At 42.3% G+C, this 18,763-nt stretch carries 18 protein-coding genes; 6 read left to right on the top strand and 12 right to left on the bottom strand.

The annotated features are described in order from the left end of the window. The 4 genes from O9324_RS24000 to pdxH all read right to left on the bottom strand — a co-directional run. Positions 1–1,024 (bottom strand): apoptotic protease-activating factor (locus tag O9324_RS24000; protein WP_288141512.1); only part of this gene is annotated, 1,024 nt, incomplete at its 3' end. A 45-nt stretch (positions 1,025–1,069) separates the two neighbouring features. After that, positions 1,070–3,811: an NB-ARC domain-containing protein gene (locus O9324_RS23995; RefSeq protein WP_288141511.1), complete on the bottom strand. Its 2,742-nt coding sequence runs from the start codon at positions 3,809–3,811 to the stop codon at positions 1,070–1,072. A gap of 118 nt (positions 3,812–3,929) precedes the next feature. After that, positions 3,930–4,190 carry a trypco2 family protein gene (locus O9324_RS23990; protein ID WP_288141510.1) on the bottom strand — a complete coding sequence of 87 codons (261 nt, stop codon included), beginning with the start codon at positions 4,188–4,190 and terminating at the stop codon, positions 3,930–3,932. 414 nt (positions 4,191–4,604) lie between these two features. Next, positions 4,605–5,249 (bottom strand): pyridoxamine 5'-phosphate oxidase, encoded by a 645-nt coding sequence (gene pdxH, locus O9324_RS23985; protein ID WP_288141509.1) that lies wholly within the window; start codon positions 5,247–5,249, stop codon positions 4,605–4,607. A gap of 51 nt (positions 5,250–5,300) precedes the next feature. Between pdxH and O9324_RS23980 the strand changes: the two genes are divergently transcribed. After that, a complete protein-coding gene (locus tag O9324_RS23980; protein WP_002787823.1) occupies positions 5,301–6,071 on the top strand; it encodes a segregation/condensation protein A in 771 nt (256 codons plus the stop codon). A gap of 37 nt (positions 6,072–6,108) precedes the next feature. Here the strand turns inward: O9324_RS23980 and O9324_RS23975 are convergent, their stop codons facing one another. Continuing rightward, positions 6,109–7,593 (bottom strand): polysaccharide deacetylase family protein, encoded by a 1,485-nt coding sequence (locus O9324_RS23975; RefSeq protein ID WP_287629439.1) that lies wholly within the window; start codon positions 7,591–7,593, stop codon positions 6,109–6,111. 267 nt (positions 7,594–7,860) lie between these two features. On the opposite strand from O9324_RS23975, the gene O9324_RS23970 reads away from it, so the two are divergent. Together O9324_RS23970 and O9324_RS23965 are read left to right on the top strand one after the other, a co-directional pair. Beyond that, positions 7,861–9,168 (top strand): hemolysin family protein, encoded by a 1,308-nt coding sequence (locus O9324_RS23970; RefSeq protein WP_052275642.1) that lies wholly within the window; start codon positions 7,861–7,863, stop codon positions 9,166–9,168. 36 nt (positions 9,169–9,204) lie between these two features. Next, positions 9,205–10,011: an Rpn family recombination-promoting nuclease/putative transposase gene (locus O9324_RS23965; RefSeq protein WP_288141508.1), complete on the top strand. Its 807-nt coding sequence runs from the start codon at positions 9,205–9,207 to the stop codon at positions 10,009–10,011. A 35-nt stretch (positions 10,012–10,046) separates the two neighbouring features. Here the strand turns inward: O9324_RS23965 and O9324_RS23960 are convergent, their stop codons facing one another. Beyond that, positions 10,047–11,384, bottom strand: coding sequence for a proton extrusion protein PcxA (locus O9324_RS23960; RefSeq protein ID WP_288141507.1), 1,338 nt, complete (start codon positions 11,382–11,384; stop codon positions 10,047–10,049). A 78-nt stretch (positions 11,385–11,462) separates the two neighbouring features. Between O9324_RS23960 and O9324_RS23955 the strand changes: the two genes are divergently transcribed. Further along, positions 11,463–13,553 (top strand): PD-(D/E)XK nuclease family protein, encoded by a 2,091-nt coding sequence (locus tag O9324_RS23955; protein WP_288141506.1) that lies wholly within the window; start codon positions 11,463–11,465, stop codon positions 13,551–13,553. 113 nt (positions 13,554–13,666) lie between these two features. Here O9324_RS23955 and O9324_RS23950 read toward each other — a convergent pair whose 3' ends face one another. Genes O9324_RS23950 through O9324_RS23935 form a run of 4 tightly spaced genes read right to left on the bottom strand, consistent with a single transcriptional unit; the run spans position 13,667 to position 15,459 of the window. Beyond that, a complete protein-coding gene (locus tag O9324_RS23950; RefSeq protein WP_288141505.1) occupies positions 13,667–13,837 on the bottom strand; it encodes a DNA adenine methylase in 171 nt (56 codons plus the stop codon). 17 nt (positions 13,838–13,854) lie between these two features. Next, positions 13,855–14,253 (bottom strand): helix-turn-helix domain-containing protein, encoded by a 399-nt coding sequence (locus O9324_RS23945; protein WP_287629435.1) that lies wholly within the window; start codon positions 14,251–14,253, stop codon positions 13,855–13,857. 46 nt (positions 14,254–14,299) lie between these two features. Next, positions 14,300–15,124, bottom strand: a complete 825-nt coding sequence (hypB, locus tag O9324_RS23940; RefSeq protein ID WP_002770455.1) for a hydrogenase nickel incorporation protein HypB — start codon at positions 15,122–15,124, stop codon at positions 14,300–14,302. Beyond that, a complete protein-coding gene (locus O9324_RS23935) occupies positions 15,115–15,459 on the bottom strand; it encodes a hydrogenase maturation nickel metallochaperone HypA/HybF (protein ID WP_287629434.1) in 345 nt (114 codons plus the stop codon). Before O9324_RS23935 ends, hypB begins: the two co-directional genes overlap by 10 nt. Here O9324_RS23935 and O9324_RS23930 point away from each other — a divergent pair. After that, complete coding sequence (locus tag O9324_RS23930; protein ID WP_287704840.1) at positions 15,440–15,610, top strand: hypothetical protein; 171 nt, start codon at positions 15,440–15,442, stop codon at positions 15,608–15,610. The two genes, O9324_RS23935 and O9324_RS23930, sit on opposite strands and share 20 nt — an antisense overlap. 36 nt (positions 15,611–15,646) lie before the next feature. On the opposite strand, the gene hypE is transcribed toward O9324_RS23930, so the two are convergent. Next, the gene (gene hypE, locus O9324_RS23925; protein WP_288141504.1) at positions 15,647–16,717 is read right to left on the bottom strand and encodes a hydrogenase expression/formation protein HypE; all 1,071 of its coding nucleotides are present in this window, start codon (positions 16,715–16,717) and stop codon (positions 15,647–15,649) included. 105 nt (positions 16,718–16,822) lie between these two features. Continuing rightward, the gene (locus O9324_RS23920; RefSeq protein ID WP_287629432.1) at positions 16,823–17,596 is read right to left on the bottom strand and encodes an Rpn family recombination-promoting nuclease/putative transposase; all 774 of its coding nucleotides are present in this window, start codon (positions 17,594–17,596) and stop codon (positions 16,823–16,825) included. A 246-nt stretch (positions 17,597–17,842) separates the two neighbouring features. On the opposite strand from O9324_RS23920, the gene O9324_RS23915 reads away from it, so the two are divergent. After that, a complete protein-coding gene (locus tag O9324_RS23915) occupies positions 17,843–18,748 on the top strand; it encodes a hypothetical protein (RefSeq protein WP_288141503.1) in 906 nt (301 codons plus the stop codon). Positions 18,749–18,763 lie beyond the last annotated feature (15 nt).

Below are 18,763 nucleotides of genomic sequence, written 5' to 3'. Positions count from 1 at the left end.
TCCCAATCCCTCTGGCAACTGCTAAGGCTTCCGGTAACAAACTTTCCGGTAAATGGGGAGCTAACCCGGTCAATGCCCAAGCACGGTAGTTTTCAGACCCAATCCCTCTGGCAATTTCTAAGGCTTCGGGTAACACTTCCGGTAAATGGGGAGCTAACCCGATCAATGCCCTTGCATTCCCAATCCCTCTGGCAATTTCTAAGGCTTCGGGTAACAAACTTTCTGGTAAATGGGGAGCTAACCCGATCAATGCCCTTGCATTCCCAATCCCTCTGGCAATTTCTAAGGCTTCGGGTAACAAACTTTCCGGTAAATGGGGAGCTAACCCGGTCAATGCCCTTGCACGGTAGTATTCATTCTCAATCCCTCTGGCAATTTCTAAGGCTTCGGGTAACAAACTTTCCGGTAAATGGGGAGCTAACCCGGTCAATGCCCTTGCACGGTAGTTTTTACCATCTGCACAGTAGTATTCATTCTCAATCCCTCTGGCAACTTCTAAGGCTTCGGGTAACAAACTTTCCGGTAAATGGGGAGCTAACCCGATCAATGCCCCTGCACGGGAGTTTTCATTCCCAATCCCTCTGGCAACTTCTAAGGCTTCGGGTAACAAACTTTCCGGTAAATGGGGAGCTAACCCGGTCAATGCCTCTGCACGGGAGTTTTCATTCTCAATCCCTCTGGCAATTTCTAAGGCTTCGGGTAACAAACTTTCCGGTAAATGGGGAGCTAACCCGATCAATGCCCTTGCACGGTTGTATTTAGACCCAATCCCTCTGGCAACTTCTAAGGCTTCCGGTAACAAACTTTCCGGTAAATGGGGAGCTAACCCGGTCAATGCCCTTGCACGGTAGTTTTCATTCCCAATCCCTCTGGCAACTGCTAAGGCTTCGGGTAACACTTCCGGTAAATGGGGAGCTAACCCGGTCAATGCCCCTGCACGGGAGTCTTCAGACCCAATCCCTCTGGCAACTTCTAAGGCTTCGGGTAACAAACTATCCGGTAAATTGCGAGCTAACCCGGGCAATGACGAACCACTGTAGTTTACATCCCCAATCCCTCTGGCAACTTCTTAGGCTTGGGGTAAAACTTCCTGTAAATGGGGAGCTAACCCGAACAATGCCTCTGCACGGTAGTTTTCATTCCCAATCCCTCTGGCAACTTCTAAGGCTTCGGGTAACAAACTTTCCGGTAAATGGGGAGCTAACCCGGTCAATGCCCAAGCACGGGAGTTTTCATTCTCAATCCCTCTGGCAATTTCTAAGGCTTCGGGTAACAAACTTTCCGGTAAATGGGGAGCTAACCCGATCAATGCCCTTGCAGGGTTGTATTTAGACCCAATCCCTCTGGCAACTTCTAAGGCTTCGGGTAACAAACTTTCCGGTAAATGGGGAGCTAACCCGGTCAATGCCCTTGCACGGGAGTTTTCATCCCCAATCCCTCTGGCAATTTCTAAGGCTTCGGGTAATAAAGTAGGGGGAAGATAGGGAGTAATTTTCTCTAGTCCTTCGGCTTGCTTGCTAGAATCTTGACTTTGCCGTACATAAACCAATCCCTGAGCAGGTGTCCATATTTCATGTTTAATCAGTGCCGCAATTAATTCTGGTGGAATATTAGTCGCCAAACTATTGAGGGAAGTGGTGATCAAAGCATAACGCACCTGCAGCCCAATAGAGTCACTAGGATTCTCAATAAAATGCTCCTCCGCCAATTGCCACGCCCGGGAAACATCCTTAATAAAAACTGCTGTTTTCCCTTCCCTTTCACATTGACTATACCAACCATTATGACCTTCTGCCGTTTCTTCCCTCAGTAATAGATGAATCTGGGCTATCTGTCCCGCTTTTTCCAAATGCCAGAGCAATTGATTATAAATGTAGCCATCATCTGCTAAAGTATGCCAGTTTGATCCCCCTAAATCCCCCTTACTAAGGGGGACTTCCACCTCTTTTCCCCCCTTTTCAAGGGGGGTTAGGGGGGATCTCTTAATCTGTCTTTGATACCGTTGTAAAAGCTGTTGATGTGCCTCAGCCATTGATAACCCTAACCCCGGTAATTGATAATCCGTTTCAGTATTAGGAGACGCTAGGATCAGATTTCGGGCTAAATCATGTAACAAATCATGGACGCGATAACTGGTTAATTGTTCACTAGAAACCCCCGTTAATAACAAAGCCTTACCCCGTAAATATCTTAAAGTTTGCCTCGCTTCTCTAACCGGACAATCCCATAAAGTCGTCGCCATCTTTTCCGTAATGGTAACATCATCGGGTAAAACTCCTAACCAACTAAATTGTCTCAATTTTTGCCCATTTAATCGCTTTAAACTGAGATTAAAGCAAGCAATTAAACTATAATGTTTTCGTTTTTCTTCATTGGCAGTATCTCCAGCTTCCAAGCGGTCTAAAATTTCTAAATGAGCGATTTCCGATCGTAAATCTTCGATTAATTCAGCCCAATAAATATTATCTTCAATTTGTGCCGCGGTTAACTCTAATGCCAACGGTAAATAACCGACAATTTTGGCGATAATTTTGGCTTGTTTCTGATCTGGTAAATTTAATTCCTGCTTTAAATAACCCGTTAATAACGCTAAAGATTGAGATTCGGTCATCACATCCAAATCATAACGAATTGCCCCTTTAACGGGAACTTCCCTAGTGGTTACTAATAATTTACATTGATTTACTGCTACTCTAAAAGGTTCAATATCTTCTACATTCCAGAGATCATCTACCACTAATAAAGCCTTTTTATCTGCTAATAAAGTCCTCAAGTGTAAGGATGCCGCATCAATACCTGTCGGCTTAAAATTATAATCTCCTAAAGCTTGAATCCAGCCATGAAGAAAGGATAAAATATCTGGTTGTTGTCCTAAAGTTGCCCAGAAAATGCCATCAGGAAAAAAAGCTTGAACTTCTTTTTCTTGTGCTAAAGCTGCCGCTAAAGTGGATTTACCAATACCTCCTAAGCCATAAATCGCACTAATAACTAAAGTTCCAGTTTTTTCCGTTGTTTCTGACAATAAAAGTTTTTTTAACTCAATACTAACCTCTGGACGTTCGACAAAATAACTCGGTTTAGGCGGAGATTGATTGCGATAGGAAGAAGATTTTAAAGAAGCGGATATAACCGGTTTAGGTTCAGGATCAATATCATGGTTTTCTAATATCTCACACCATTCAGGATTATCATAAACCATGGCCAAAGATTCAGCCTCTAAAGATGCTGGACGATCTATAATGGGATGTTTAGATTGTACCCCAATCACTAACCCATAACAAACAATTGCTGATCCCGATGTTCCTTGCCAAGGTGACTGATCTTCTGCTAATCTTTCTAATTGTTCATCGGTGGGTTGGATTTCTTTGCTATCTTTAATATTTAATAACAAACGGTTATGAGGAACACGATTAGCCACATCGATAGTTCCCTCAATATGTAACCCTGTGGCGTATTTTATACCATCTTCAGAATACCGTAAAAATAGAGGAAAGCCCAAAAAGTCAAATTTAACTTTTTGGGTGCTACTCGCATCAGGTAACACCCCAAAACCTACAGGATCACAAGTTTCGATAGTTTCTGGTAATTCTACTAAGGCTATATCGATATTATCGGGAGCTTTCCAAATTACTTGAGCGTCTATATCCTGCTTATCAGAATAGTTTGATGCTGATCTAAGTCGTACTTTACAGTCGTTACTATTATCAAACAGATGCCGACAAGTCAAGAGTAAACGTCCCCCAATTCGATAGGCAGTGCCATACTTAGGGGCAACAATTTCTAAAGCGCGATCGGGTTGGAATTGGGGCATAACTTATCGGATTGATGTAACGTATTATTCTGGGATGGTGATGGGTTACGCTTCGCTAACCCATCCTACAAATTAACTGCTTTGGGGGCAAGCATTACGTCCCTAGGGGTATAAAATTCTAATCGGGTTTATAATCACTTGCTGTCTTGATAGCTCCTCCATCTTTCCCAATGGGTTTAAGGGGAATTTTAATTCTATGGGTTATCGTATCTTTATTGGTGGTACCCCCACCCATTTCTACTACCCAAAATTTTAGCCCACCTTTGCCTTCTTTCGACTGCTCAACCACAAATTGAACCTCTAATTCAATTTCACCCACTTCAAAGCGAATCTGCTCACCCTCAGAGGCTAAAATAGATTTACTCAGTTCAACCCGCAAGGGAGCATCTCACCTTTGTAACCCCTAAATCAGGTTTTTATGTCAAGCTATTTTAAAAGCCTTGCTAGAAACCAGTTTTAGGAATAAGTATAATTACTCACTTGCATAAATGAGATGCTCCCAACCCGCAACCCGCAATGCTTCTAAGGTTTCTCGAAGTCCAACATTATTGATGGTCATATTAATTCTCTAGTTATTTTTGAAGGATGCAAACCACAACCCTTTCAATTCTATCGTTTTTCTGAAACTTTAGGGCGGACGGGTTGCCTTTCTACAATTAACATAATAGCCCAACCCGATCGCTAAGGGAAGCGCGGGTTGGGAAAAGACATCGACCTAATATTATCTCAAGACTAAAATGACAAATTGAATTAGTATCGAGCTATTTTGCCAATACAAGGTGTCAAGATCAAACTAAGGAGCTAAACGTTGCCTTTGCCAACTGCCATCTTCTTGACGATAATAACAGAGACGATCATGGAGACGACTGGGGCGACCTTGCCAGAACTCGATTAAAATAGGAATTAGGCGAAAACCGCCCCAATGAGGAGGACGTGGAACTTCACGACCAGCATATTCTTCTTTTAGTTCTGCTAGGCGTTTTTCGAGGATATCTCGCCCAGAAATAACTTCACTTTGATTGGAGGCCCAGGCCCCTAAACGAGATTCCCAGGGACGGACAAAAAAGTAATTATCCGATTCCTCCTCGCTGATTTTTTCTACAGTTCCCTCGATCCTAATTTGCCGTTGCAATTCTCCCCACCAAAACACTAGGGCCGCATTGGGATTGGCGATTAATTCCTGTCCCTTGGCGCTTTGGTAGTTGGTAAAGAGAACAAAACCGCGAGGATCGAAGTCTTTTAACAGTACCATGCGGGCCCGGGGTTTACCCTCCGGGGAAATAGTGGCTAAAGTCATAGCGTTGGGTTCCAATCTTCCCGAAGATACCGCCCGTTCTAGCCATTGTTTAAATACAATGAAAGGATCGGCAGATGTTTCGGACTCTAGCAATTCTTCAAGATTGTAGTCCAAACGCAGGTCAGCGATCGATATGTCCATGGTTTTGCTTGCTAAATTCTATCCTTTGAGATCCTACAAGATTCTAGAATCATGACTATCACCTCAGCTAGTGACGCGATCGAATCTCTGTTAGAAATGGCGGAACAGGGAGAAATTGACCCTTGGGATGTGCAGGTTATCGATGTGATCGATCGCTTTTTGGCGGAATTGGGGTTATTAAATGATCTAGATTTAGCCATGGCTCAGGCTAATTTACCCCAATCGGGACAGGCTTTTTTATGGGCTTCTATGTTAGTTTTATTTAAGGCTGATACCCTAGAAAGATTGTCTTTGGACCAGCAAGAAGAAAGTCTGATAGATGAGGAAATTAGCGAGTTAGAACGGGAATTAAGAACTTTACCCCGTTATCTAGAAAATCATATTCGCCGTCGTACTGCTGCCCCACCACCGCGCAAAAGACGGGTAACTTTGCAGGAGTTAATCACTCAATTACAACAGATTGCCCTAGAGATTGAAGCTTTACCGAAACTGCCTGTAGTTGTCCCGAAACCCCGGCCCCAATCCCGACGGGAAGCGGTACAAATTATCACAGAATTGGCCCACCAAGAAAACCTGACGGAATTGGCAGCGGAACTGGACTTTTTTTTGCAGAGAAAGTTTTTTCAATTAGAGAAAAATGAGATAGAGTTTGAGTATTTATTAGATTTATGGCAAGGGGAAAAACCCTCTAGTCACTCGGCAACACAGGAAAAGGTCGCGATTTTTTGGGCTTTACTTTTACTGGCTTCTCAATCAAAAGTGGAATTAAAACAGGAGGATTTTTATCAGGATTTAACTATTTCTTTAATTAGGGTTTGCTGAATAAGTTTTTTCAGCAAACCCTAGATAGCTTAATATCTTAGCGGGTTAAGGCCGCGCCTCTTTCGTACAAAGTACGGGCATAATCGGTCCAAGTACCCTGGCCCCAATAACGGAAACAACTGGTTTGCACGAGCAAATTATACAGCAGTGCCTCCAGATAATCCGGTCGTCGGGTAAAACTAGGATCCGCCTGTACTAAAGGATCATATTTCTCGTGGAATTGAGCGCTTAATTGGTTCATCGGTTCGAGGACATTTTCGTAACCGCGCACCCAACTGAGATCATTTGTCCAAGATGCCCCATCCATGCTAAAACGGTGGTCGGACTGTTTTAAATCAGCGATCGCCTGTTCCACTGCTTCTGGGGTAGCGGCATCCGGATTAACTCGCTGCCAGATTTTATGCTGGTGTACGGCTTGAATTGGGGGATAATCTTGGGGATTAACGCCAGCAGCCTCGATTAACTCCAGATATTCCGTACCGTTAAATCCTGCCACACTGGAACCCCCCTGCATTTCCCGCCAAGGATTGGGAAAATCGCGAGGAAATTCATTCATCATCACGCCACCATTTTCACCGTCGGCAATCTGGGAACCTAGGGAAGGAACCCAAACGCCGCCGATTTGCTGTTTACCGCGGCATTTGGCCTCGTGGTAGGGTTGCATTTGGGCGACTAATTTGGTGTCGGAACCCTGGGTTTTAATCAAAGCAGTAATCGCAATCACTTCACCGCGAGAATTACGGGCCACCAGGCGATTAGGAATATATTTTTGTTCCTGACTCAATCCCGAACCGTCGAGATTTTCCACCGAGTGTTCCTGTACCAATAACCAACGATAGCCGCATTCTTTCAGAGCTTTAATATACTCGTAGAGGGTATCGGGATGGTTAGGAAGGTGCATTTCCGGGGGAGAGAACCCTTTGACTCGTTTCAGGGCATCCGGGCCAAAAATCGAGGCAAAATAGGTTTGCCATGCTTGCATCTGTAATTTTAGATCGGGAATCGGTGTGGAAGGAGCCACCGCATGACTCCACATCGTCCCCAACCATTCCACATAGGGTTGATATTGACTGTTACAGGTGATTAATTTGAGTTTATCGAGGATATCCTGCCGTCCCATCTGTACCAAACCCCAGAGGAGATTGCCGGAATAATCAAGCATAATCCGGGGATTACAGCCTTCCGCCACCAATTGTGGGATAAAATCGCCCATGCGACTGTAACACCAGGCAAAAACGCTGGCATTATGGTTATCGCCATCCCCTTGATGCTCGAACATATGCTGGAGATTGCAGATTAATTCCCCGTTAACACCTGCGGGGATGGTGGGTTGGTGCATATGCAAGGCACAGGCAAAACCAGCGTTAATATTGTCTAATTTGAGATTTGTTGTCGGTAAAAAGATCGGATCATCGTGATTGACAATCGCTGCGATTTCCTGTTCCCAACCGCAAATAGTCGGTAGTCCGGGGCGTATTTCCGTGATAGGGTTCGATTTCGAGGATACGGGTGTAGCGATCATAATTTTTCAGGCGAATAGATTGAGATAGTTTGTCCCCACTCTCCCAGGGACAACTTTTTTTACTGGCAACAGGTCACTCCTGACTGTTCACTGCTAACTGAGCTAAGAGTGCGGACTTGATCCTATCCCATTTATACTGGGAGTAACCCCCTCCAGACACAAGCCTTCGTAACTCGTTAAAAATCAAGATGATTCTTTACTGAACTTAACCGATCCTCGCACTATGATACAAACAACTATCCGCCCTTTTACCTGTAAATTTTAACCATGTTCTCGGCGACTACCGAAATTCTTGTTATCTTCTTCCTCATCCTCCTCAATGGAGTCTTTGCTCTCTCGGAAATTGCCATTGTCTCGGCCCGCAAAATCCGTTTGGAACAATTAGCCAGAGATGATCGACGGGCGGCGGTGGCCTTAAAATTGGCCAATGATCCCAATCAAATTTTATCGACGGTGCAGATTGGCATTACCCTAGTGGGTATCTTTGCTGGGGCCTACGGAGGAGCTAATTTATCGGTCAGTGTGGCGCAATTATTGGCCCAAGTTCCTGTTTTAGCCCCCTACAGTCAAGCTTTGGGATTAGGATTAGTGGTGTTAATTATTACCTATCTATCCCTAGTGGTGGGGGAATTAGTGCCGAAACGGTTAGGTTTAAGTAATCCTGAAAAAATCGCTATCCTCGTTGCTGATCCTCTGAATAGGTTATCAAAAATTGTTTCGCCCGTTGTCCATCTTTTGAGTCAATCGACTAATCTGATTCTCGGTTTGTTGGGGATTAGCGGTAATAATAATGATTCCCCAATTACGGAGGAAGAATTGAAAATTATGCTTAAACAGGGAACCGAAGCGGGAACCTTTGAGGAAGCAGAACAGGATATGGTGGAAAGGGTGTTAGGATTGAGCGATCGCCGAGTCAGTCAGATTATGACCACGCGTCCAGATGTTGTTTGGTTAGATTTGGAAGATAGTGCCGAAATTAACCGCCAGAAGCTAATTGAGAGCAATCATACCCGTTTTCCTGTGTGTCAGGGCAGTTTAGATGAGGTTTTGGGGGTAATCGAAGTCACAGACTTATTGGCCGATTGTTTAACCGGTGAAAGTTTCGATCTAACGAAGGATTTACAGCAGCCGCTTTTTGTGCCGGAAAGCACTAGGGGTTTAAAGGTTTTAGAATTGGTACAGCAAAGTGGTCATCATATTGCCTTGGTAGTGGATGAGTACGGGGTGATTCAAGGATTGGTGACGCGCCAGGATATTTTAGAGGCAATTGTCGGCGATTTACCCCAATTAGATAATATTGAAGATGCACAGATCGTGCAGCGGGAAGATGGTTCTTGGTTGATCGATGGCACAGTGGCGATCGAAGATTTTAAAGAGTTATTTGAAATCAGTGAATTACCCGGGGAAAAACAGGGGAATTATCACACTTTAGGGGGTTTTATTATTACCCATCTTGGCAGGATTCCGGGAGCTGCCGATCATTTTGAATGGCAAAGGTTGCGCTTGGAAGTGGTGGATATGGACGGTAATCGCGTCGATAAGGTGTTAGTCACGCTCTTGTTGGATGATTTGTAAGTAATTGTTAGTAAACATCTAGATTTTTTCAAGCTTGTGAAGACCGATACAATTTTTTATCAACTCTTGCAAACTTTTCCGGGGTTAATTTTTGAATTACTGGGAGAATCAACCCAGAAAGCTGAAAATTATCAATTCTCCTCCCGAGAAATCAAAGAATTAGCGCGTCGTTTTGACGGTATTTTTTTACCGACCACAGCAGCACCGGAACTAATTATTTACTTTGTTGAAGTGCAATTTCAGGATAAAAGTGATTTTTATTGGCGATTTTTAACAGAAATTGTCATCTATCTCAATCAGTATAAACCCGTTCAGGATTGGATGGCTGTAGCTTTATTTGCCTCTAGGGATATCGACAATAATTTTCCCTATCAACTACGGGGATTTGAGATAACGGGACAGATCAGACGTATTTATTTAGATGAATTAATCGATAGTCCGGCTCCGTCTCTGGGTTTAGGAATTATTCAGTTAATTGTCGCTACACCCCAATTAGCACAGCAACGAGGAAAACCACTTTTAGAAAAAGCGATCGCTGAAATTGATGATCTAGTTTTCCAGCAAAAAGTTGTAGAATTAATTGAAAGAACCTTAGCCTATAAATTTACTAATCTTAGTCGCACGGAGTTAGAAGCTATGTTCGGATTAGATGATCTCAGACAGACTCGACTTTATCAAGAAGCTAAAGAAGAAGGTCGTGAAGAAGGTCGTGAAGAAGCTAAAACTGAAGCGATCGCCAGTTTACTAGCTTTAGGTTTAAGTATAGAACAGATTGCCACTGCTTTGCAGTTAGAACTTACCAAAGTACAAGAGACAGCGGCCAAATTATCCCCCCCAAATTAGAAGAGTAAATTATCAGGTTTCTCCCTGACTTTACCCTATTCATTCATATTACGATAGGTAGCCACTGCCGAGGGAGAAATGCGATTGAGATAACGGAAAATCCAATATTTTAAGACTGTATCCAAGATAACGGGAAAAGTGGCGATAAAGAGAAAATTAAACTGGCGATTTTCTGGTAAACCGAAATGACGACTTAACCCTTCTAGGATCACTTCCCAACCGTGGGGAGAGTGGAAACCGACAAACATATCGGTAAAGAGAATAATTAAAAAAGCTTTAGCTGAATCGCTAAGATTATAGAGAATGCCATCCAGAAAAGACTTGACAATCTCGATTTCCCGACGACTAAAAGCGACAACAAAACCAAAGGCAATCAGGGAACAAATATCGGCGAAAATATTAGCGATCGCATTTAAACCTCGTTGGCGAAATTCTTCACTTAGTACCGCGGCTTTTTTGGTAATTTCTCCCTCGATTTCTTCGTTAGATAATTTGGGTGCTAAACCAATCATACCTCGAAAATGTAAAGCTTCCTCAAATCTTCTCAGTTCCGAAAAAGCTTCTTCTTCTAAATCCTGATTGATAAAAATAAACTGTTCCTGTTGTTGGAAATATTTATTAACCAAGGGGGTAATCAGGAAAGTTTTGGTTAATTGCTGGGTCAACAAAGGAATAATAATTAACAGTAAAATAAACTTGAGAGAAATGGCGGTTTTATAACGAGAATTGCGAAATCTTTTTAAAACTGCCTCCTCCGATTCTCCCGCTTGGGGATCAATTTCCTGTTTAATGCGGTTAAAAGTATTGACAAAAGAACGGGGTAAAACCCCCGGTTTTTCCGTAGCTTTTTGGGATTTATTACTTTTGATTATTTCCTCATCTTCAATACTACCCGCTGCTAAAAAAGAGCGATTTCTAGAAGTCTTATTTTTGGCTGTTTCCTGCTCAAAATTTCTGTTCTGGATACTTTTGGGAACATCTTGAATATCTTCTGGCCAATAATTATCTTGATATTTTCCGATAATACTATCGATAAACTGAAGTTTTTTCAGACAAACATCTGTGGTGACAGTAATCACCCCATTATTAATTGTTGGTTGATTTGGACCGAAGGTATTAACGATCGAGCGACTAGCTTTAAACTCCGTCAATCTGACTTTAATTTTTTGCAGATAACCTTTAACTTCTGCGATAAAATAGGAATTAGTGCTGCTGCCATAATTCGAGAATTCATTCGCCACTTTTCGCCCTTGAAAATGCTTGTCTTCTATCTCCTTAATCTTCAAAGCTGCATGATAAGCCTCATCTAAAGAACGTTCAGGAGTTTGTAATAACCATTGATTAACACCTTGCAAAATCCGATTAAGATTCATAGGAAACAATTACTTCCACAAGGGAGAAAAGCTAGAGTACCGATCAGTTATCTTAACAAATACAATCGAGAAAAAACGATGTCAATCATACCAATTTGGATCGAAGGTGGCACGCGATCGGGAAAAACCACCGCTTTAGTCGGGGAATTTCGGCGCTGGGTGTCTCGCGATCGCTCAAAATCATCCCCCCTTCCTCGATCGATCTTAGTTTTCGCTGCCAACGATGATAATAAACGGGAATTAGCCGATCGATTAGCCATTGCTGTTAGGGGTAGCTATCCGATTCTCTGCAAAACCCCTTTAGGTTTTCTCACCGATGAAGTCATCCTGTTTTGGCCGTTAATTTTCGAGTTTTTGGGGCTAAAAGCCCAATTTCCCCGCCGATTACGCCCAGAAACGGAGCAGGAACTCGCCACCCGTCTCTGGCAACCAGCAATCGCCGAATTCTTCCAGCTTACTAGCATAAATGAATATCGTTTCGTGCGTCAAGTTCTCGATTTGTTACAATTAGCCGGTGCTAGTGGTGTTCCCGCAGAAAAGATACCCGAAAGATTAGCCGACGGATTATCAGAAACAGATTTAAAACGAGTTTTAGCAATTAATGAGCAGGAAATACCAGAAAAAGTGGGAGAATTAATCATTCAATGGCGTGATTGGTCTCTAGAACGTGGTTTATTAAGTTATGGTATCATCTACGAACTCTATTGGCGCTATTTATTCCCTGATAGTCGTTATCAACAGCAACTATTAAAACGCTTCCGGGGGGTTTTTGCGGACGATGTGGACGATTATCCGGCTATTGCCAAGGATTTACTCAGTTTTTTCCTCGATCATGATTATTTTAGCGTTTTTACCTACAATCCCCAGGGAAAAATTCGCTTAGGATTAACTGCCGATCCCGATTATATACAAAAATTAGCGGCACGCTGTCAAATTATGTCATTATCTACCACTGACGGGTTAGCTGCTCAGTTTAGCGAGACGGTTCTCTCCTTAATCAGCGACGGTAACTATCTTGGCAATCTTCCCGATCAATTCATCTCCCTGCAAACCACCTCTCGCGCCGAATTGTTACGGAAGACAGCCACAGCTATTATTCAAGCAGTCAAGCAAGGGGCAGTAAAACCCGAAGAAATCGCCGTTATTGCCCCTGGTTTAGACGAAATCGCCCGTTATAGCCTGATGGAAATTTTAACCGGTGCTGGGATAGCCGTTCAACCCCTCAACGAACAACGACCCCTGATCAGTTGTCCTCTGATTCGGGCATTATTGACCCTTCTCGCCCTTGTTTATGAAAATTTGGGGCGTTTAGCCCCCCAAGAGGCTATAGCGGAAATGCTGGTGATTTTTAGCCGTTATCGCTGGGATGAAGAAGAAAATTTAATTCCCGATATCGATCCGGTTCGCGCCGGATTAATTGCCGATCATTGTTATCAAGTGGCTCTGGAAAATCCTCGTTTATTAGCGATCGAAACTTTTCCCCGTTGGGATCGCTTAGGACAAAAAGCTTGTACTGCCTACGAAAGAATTTGTCACTGGATCGAAGGGATGAAAAAACGGCAGCAAGAAGCCAAACTTTTCCCGATTTTTGTCTTAAATCAAGCGATCGAACAATTATTAAACGATGGGGAAAATTTGCCCTTCGATCACTTGGCAGCTTTGCGAGAATTAATGGAAACTGCCCAACATTTTTGGGAGATCGATCGCCGTTTGCGTGAGAGTGAACCCTCTTTTCAAAGTCCCAGCGAAACTATTAGTCAGTTTATCCAACTTTTGCGTCGTGGCACAATCACTGCTAATCCCTATCCTGTGCGACAATTTATTAAATCTTCCCCGGCAGTTACCCTAGGCAATATCTTTCAATATCGTTCTTTTCGTTCTAGTCATCGTTGGCATTTTTGGCTAGATTGTTCCTCCCCACTCTGGGAACAAGGAGGTGCTTCCACTCTTTTTGCTGCGCCGATTTTTTGGCGAGAAAGTCCCTATCAACGCTGGACAACGGAAGCAGAATTAGAGGAAAATCAGGCACGTTTACAGAGAATTTTAAGGGATTTATTAGCAAGGGTAAGCGAAAAAGTTATCCTCTGTCACAGTGATTTAGGAGTATCGGGAACCGATCAAACCGGACAACTTTTATCCTTAGTACAAGCGGCAAAAGAATATGATTAAGCACTAGAACAAAATTAACTTCTTGGTTAGGAAATGCAAAAGGCAACCCCCCCGACATCGGGGGGGCAATAGGCAAAATGGGGAAATAAATAATCAGTTTTTAATAACTAGATTTAGTATAAAGCCTTTTTGGGTTGTAAATTAAAAGCTACCAACTCCGAACCATAAAAGGGTTCTATCCAGCGATCAAAGTTTTGCTGATCCGCTAAATTTTTGATTGATGATACCAGTTTAGTTTTGATACTTTGACATTTAATCGGGGGAACAATAACGGTGGTTTTCATGAAAAACTAATAGAGAATTAAATGAATACACTGGGGGAAACATTGAAAATCTCTCCTAAAATTTTCCCTTGAGCTTTACTAATCGATCGCTTGCCATTAACAATCTCAGAAACCACACCCTTAGAACCAATTTTACCAACTAAATCAGCTTGTTTCATGTTGTTGGCTTCAATTAAGTGTAATAATACTTCCTGCGGTGAAGCTGGTTCGGGTTGAGGTTGTTTGGCATCAAAATCCTTAATAATTGTCGCCATTAATTTAACCATCGCGGTTTCTTCTGGTAGTCGATCCTGTTTACTAATTAGATTAAGGAGAAGATGACGCGCTTGCTCATATTCTTCCTCATTTTCAATAATCTTGGGTTGAAATTTAGTCAACAGTTGATTATAAATATTTTGATTAAGTGCTAGAGTCATTTTTCTTGCGGTTAGACTGAACTTTTTGGGTGTGTTACTACTTAACTTAAACCAGTGATTTTAACCAACTGTACCAAGCATCTAAACCTTCTCCTGTGGTAGCGGAAACTTGAAAAACTTTCAGATTGGGATTAACCTGATAGGCGTAATCTAAACAGCGATCGAGGTTAAAATTAACGTAGGGCAGTAGGTCTATTTTTGTCAAGATCATGACTTGAGAAGCGTGGAACATATAGGGATATTTAATCGGTTTATCTTCCCCTTCGGTGACGGAAAGAATGACGACTTTGGCATTTTCTCCCAAATCAAATAAAGCAGGACAAACTAGATTACCAACATTTTCGATCATGACTAAAGAATTCATCGGTGGATCGAGTTCGATTAATCCTCTCTCTACCATTGATGCTTCTAAATGACAACCTGTTCCGGTGTTAATTTGGATAACCTGACAACCGGTTTCACTAATTTTTTGAGCATCATTAGCTGTAGCTTGATCTCCCTCAATGACACTGATAGGAATAGCGGTTTTTAAATCGGCAATTGTGCGAGTTAACAGGGTAGTTTTTCCCGAACCAGGGGAAGAAACCAGATTAAGAGCAACAGTTTTTCTCCCCTTCAACCAACCGCGATTTTGTGCCGCTAATAGATTATTTTTTGCCAGCAGATTTTGCTCAACTTGGAGAATATTGCCATGAATTTGAGCGTGAATTTCCGCAGGATGATGGGGATGCTCATGCTCGTGAGCGTGAGCGTGAGCGTGATGGCTATGACTAATAACAGTACCATCGGCTAAAATATGTTCATGGGTTCCCGTTTGCGGATTAGTTACCGTTACTTCCGAGTTATCAGAACAACCACAGGTTACACACATAAGGATTCTGTCTCCAAGGATTTGAGATTTAATTCTTGACCCTGTAAAATGACTATATTGCGACTACCACATCGATCGCAGATTCCGTAGGGATATTCTAGTTCTAGCTCATTTCCGCAATCTTGGCACTGTCCTAAACCAGAAATTTCCAGAATCTCTAACATTGCCCCCTCTATATTAGTACCTTGACAACAGGTATCAAAACAAAAAGCGATCGATTCTGGCATAATTGCCGTTAGTTTACCAATCTCTAACACCACGCGCCTAACTTTCATTCCTCGGGAATGCTCTAAAGCAAGTTCAATAATATTTTGGGTGATTCCTAGTTCGTGCATTTTCAGTTATCAGTTATCAGTTATCAGTTATCAGTTATCAGTCATCAGTTATCAGTTATCAGTCATCAGTTATCAGTTATCAGTTATCAGTTATCAGTTATCAGGTAAATTTCAACTAAAACCCCAAAACCCCAACTATCTGTTTTTTTAGTTTTCACTTTTTCCTTTAAAACTGTCTCCTGTCTAATTAACATATTCTCGGTAATTGTTCACCGACTAACATATCGAGAATTCTGTTAGTGCCGAAAGGGGTTTTTAAGTAAACTAAATTGGGGGGAGAAGCGACGACTTCCCCGATAGAAGCAGCATTTTTACCGTCAGGATGGGAACGCATCACTGCTAAAACGCGATTTTCCGCCTCCGGAGGGACGACAAGGACTAATTTGCCCTCATTTGCCAGATAAAGCGGTTCTAAGCCCAATAATTCGCACATTCCTCGCACTTCTTCCCGGATGGGGATCGCCGTTTCCTGCACCTGTATTCCCACCCCTGAACTTTGGGCAAATTCGTTTAAAACCGTGGCTAATCCGCCTCTAGTGGCATCCCGCATCGCTTTAACTTGTGGGCAAACTTCCAGAATTGCAGAAATTAAAGAATTCAGGGCTTGACAATCGCTTTCGATTGTGCATTGTAGGTCTAATTCGCCCCTGGCAATCAGAATGGCGGCGCCGTGATCCCCCAGAAAACCGTTAATCAAAATGCGATCGCCAACTCGTAAATTATTCGCCCCGGAATTGATTCCGGCCGGAATTACTCCGACTCCAGAGGTGTTAATAAATATTTGATCCCCTTGTCCCTTGGGAACGACTTTTGTATCCCCGGTGACGATTTTTACCGCTGCTTTTTCGGCGGCTATTTTCATGCTGGTAACGATGGTTTTTAGGGTGTCAATAGATAAACCTTCTTCGAGGATAAAACTACAACTGAGATAGAGAGGAATTGCCCCACCGACAGCCAAATCATTAACGGTTCCATTGACTGCTAAACTGCCAATATTACCCCCCGGAAAGAATAGGGGAGAAACCACATAGGAATCGGTGGTAAATGCTAAGCGATCGCCTATTTTAGCTAAATCTTTAATCTCAAATCGGGCTTGATCTTCAAGGGGTGCCAGTAAGTTATTATCGAAGTTATTGACGAATATCTCGTTAATTAAATCCCGCATTGCTCTGCCACCACTGCCATGGGAGAGAGTGATATTTGTGTCGGTAATTTTGTTTTTTTTTAATCTTAAAGAAGCTGAAGGATTGCTAGTCATAGGTGAGGTAGGAAGTTATCGTTTTGAGGAGTCGGTCGTCGATACCAAATTAGATTACACTTGTTCTTGATGAAAAACGCTGTCATAGCTTACTGCTAGATTATCTTAATGGGTTTCTGGTATTTCTCGCACTTTTTCTACAGTTAAGTCCAAAACTTGAGCAATTTGTTCTACCGTTAAACCTAAAGCCAATAAACGCGGCACAGATTCCAGTTTACCTTCCAGTTTACCTTCTTCTCGAACGTCTTGAAAATAACGGGTTTGTTTCAGTTCATCTAAACTAAACATGGCTTCTATCTCCCGGCGACTTAGACGTGGTAATTTATAGATAAGGATCGTTTCTATTAATTGTAGGAGGTTTTGCGGTTGGGTAAATTCAGTTCGCACTCGTTCAATAAGTTGTTTGGCTGTTGCCACTGCTTGATTTTCTTTAGCAATAATTAATTTTATAGTGGCAATACCGAGGGAATCTTGATTAATATCATCTAGTTCATCTAAATAGATTCGCGTCACTCTCCCAGATGTCAATAAGTCTTGATAACGTACAACCTGATCTGATTCTACCCGACGATGGGGATAAATGACCACCCCGCGCCAATCATTGTTAAAAGCAGTTTTACTGAGATATAAGAAGATTTCAGCAAAGAAACGGCCATAAAAATTCTGATCATCTTGAAATTGCACCTCGCAGAAATAAATAGGAATGCTAGGATCGGTGATATTGGGCAAAAATACGCCATCAATACGAAAAGCTAGTTGCTTGATTTCGACGGAATCAAAGCGGTAATTCGCTGCTTCTCTGGGGGAAAGGTTGATTAATTCAAAGAAAATTGACGGATAAGATTGAAAAAGATCATAAAAAATACTGTCGGTTTTCATGCCCAGACTTGTGGTGTAAACTATGCAAAAATATAGAGATAGAGAGTTTTCCTACTAATTAGCCTGATTATAGCAGTTATCTTTGCCAAAACAAATACTAAAAGCTGGTCTGCAAAAAGCTAATAGCTAAAATAACTGACAACCGATCGAGTCTAAACATCTCCCCCTGGTCAGGATGCTATAGCTGACAGTAAGTCGCTATAATAGAATTCGCCGATCGCTAACTTCTCCCTCGGTAAAATTTCTATGACTGGAAGACTGAACAAGCTACAACAAGATTTAAGGAACATAGAAACGGAAGTGGCAAATTTAGCCGAAAGAATGCGGGAAAAATACCGAATTTATCTTGATTTACTCGGTGAATCTCTCTATAAACAGGCGATCGGGGCAGTGTATCATATCTGTACCCGCTACTATGGGGGGGAATTTCTGGCTCTCTCCCACAGCAATCGTCAGAAACTACAAGAGGAGATCAAAGCTCTAGGACAAGAGGCTAAAGCCAGTTTACAGCAATTGGGCGAGCAGAGCTTCGATCGAGGGACATTTTCAGGGGTAGGATTCTCTAAAAGTCCAGCAGAGACGAAAAATACCCCAGATTTCTTGAAACTTTTTCTAAACAAACCAGAAAATCTAGCCGCAACTGGAGAGATTAATAACCCCGATATTTTACTTTATTGTTGTCGAGTGCTGGAAAAAAACTGTATCGAGATTCTCAATCATCTCTCCAAACAAATTAATCAGCAACTACAAAAAGCTTATATTCTTCCCCCTCATCTACCCAGTCAAATTATCGATATGGCAATTCAAGCGGGAGAAGAGGGACAATCCCTAGGTGGAGGAAATAATATGTTAAACATTTTAGTAGAAGCTAAAAACCCTGAACCAGAGGAAGCAAAAGATGAAGATGAAGATGAAGATGAAGATGATGGGGATGATCATAATTTTTCAAGTGGCAAAGTCACTAAAGTAACGGCAATTCATCTACGAATGGCTGAACTGGAATTTGCTGATACGCGCTTAAGTGTCGAAAGAAATCAAATTCGCTCCCTTTGGGAACAATTAAATCGTCTAGGTAAACAATATCATCACCTTCGCAAAGAATATACTATTGCTCAAGCGGAAGCGGCGTGGCGCAGTAGTTGGTATGATTAATCAGTTATAATCAAA

Origin of the sequence: Microcystis sp. LE19-84.1B (assembly GCF_027531875.1) — a bacterium.
In the GTDB taxonomy this organism is placed as follows: Bacteria; Cyanobacteriota; Cyanobacteriia; order Cyanobacteriales; family Microcystaceae; genus Microcystis; species Microcystis panniformis.
This window is presented reverse-complemented; position numbering and strand designations above follow the sequence as displayed.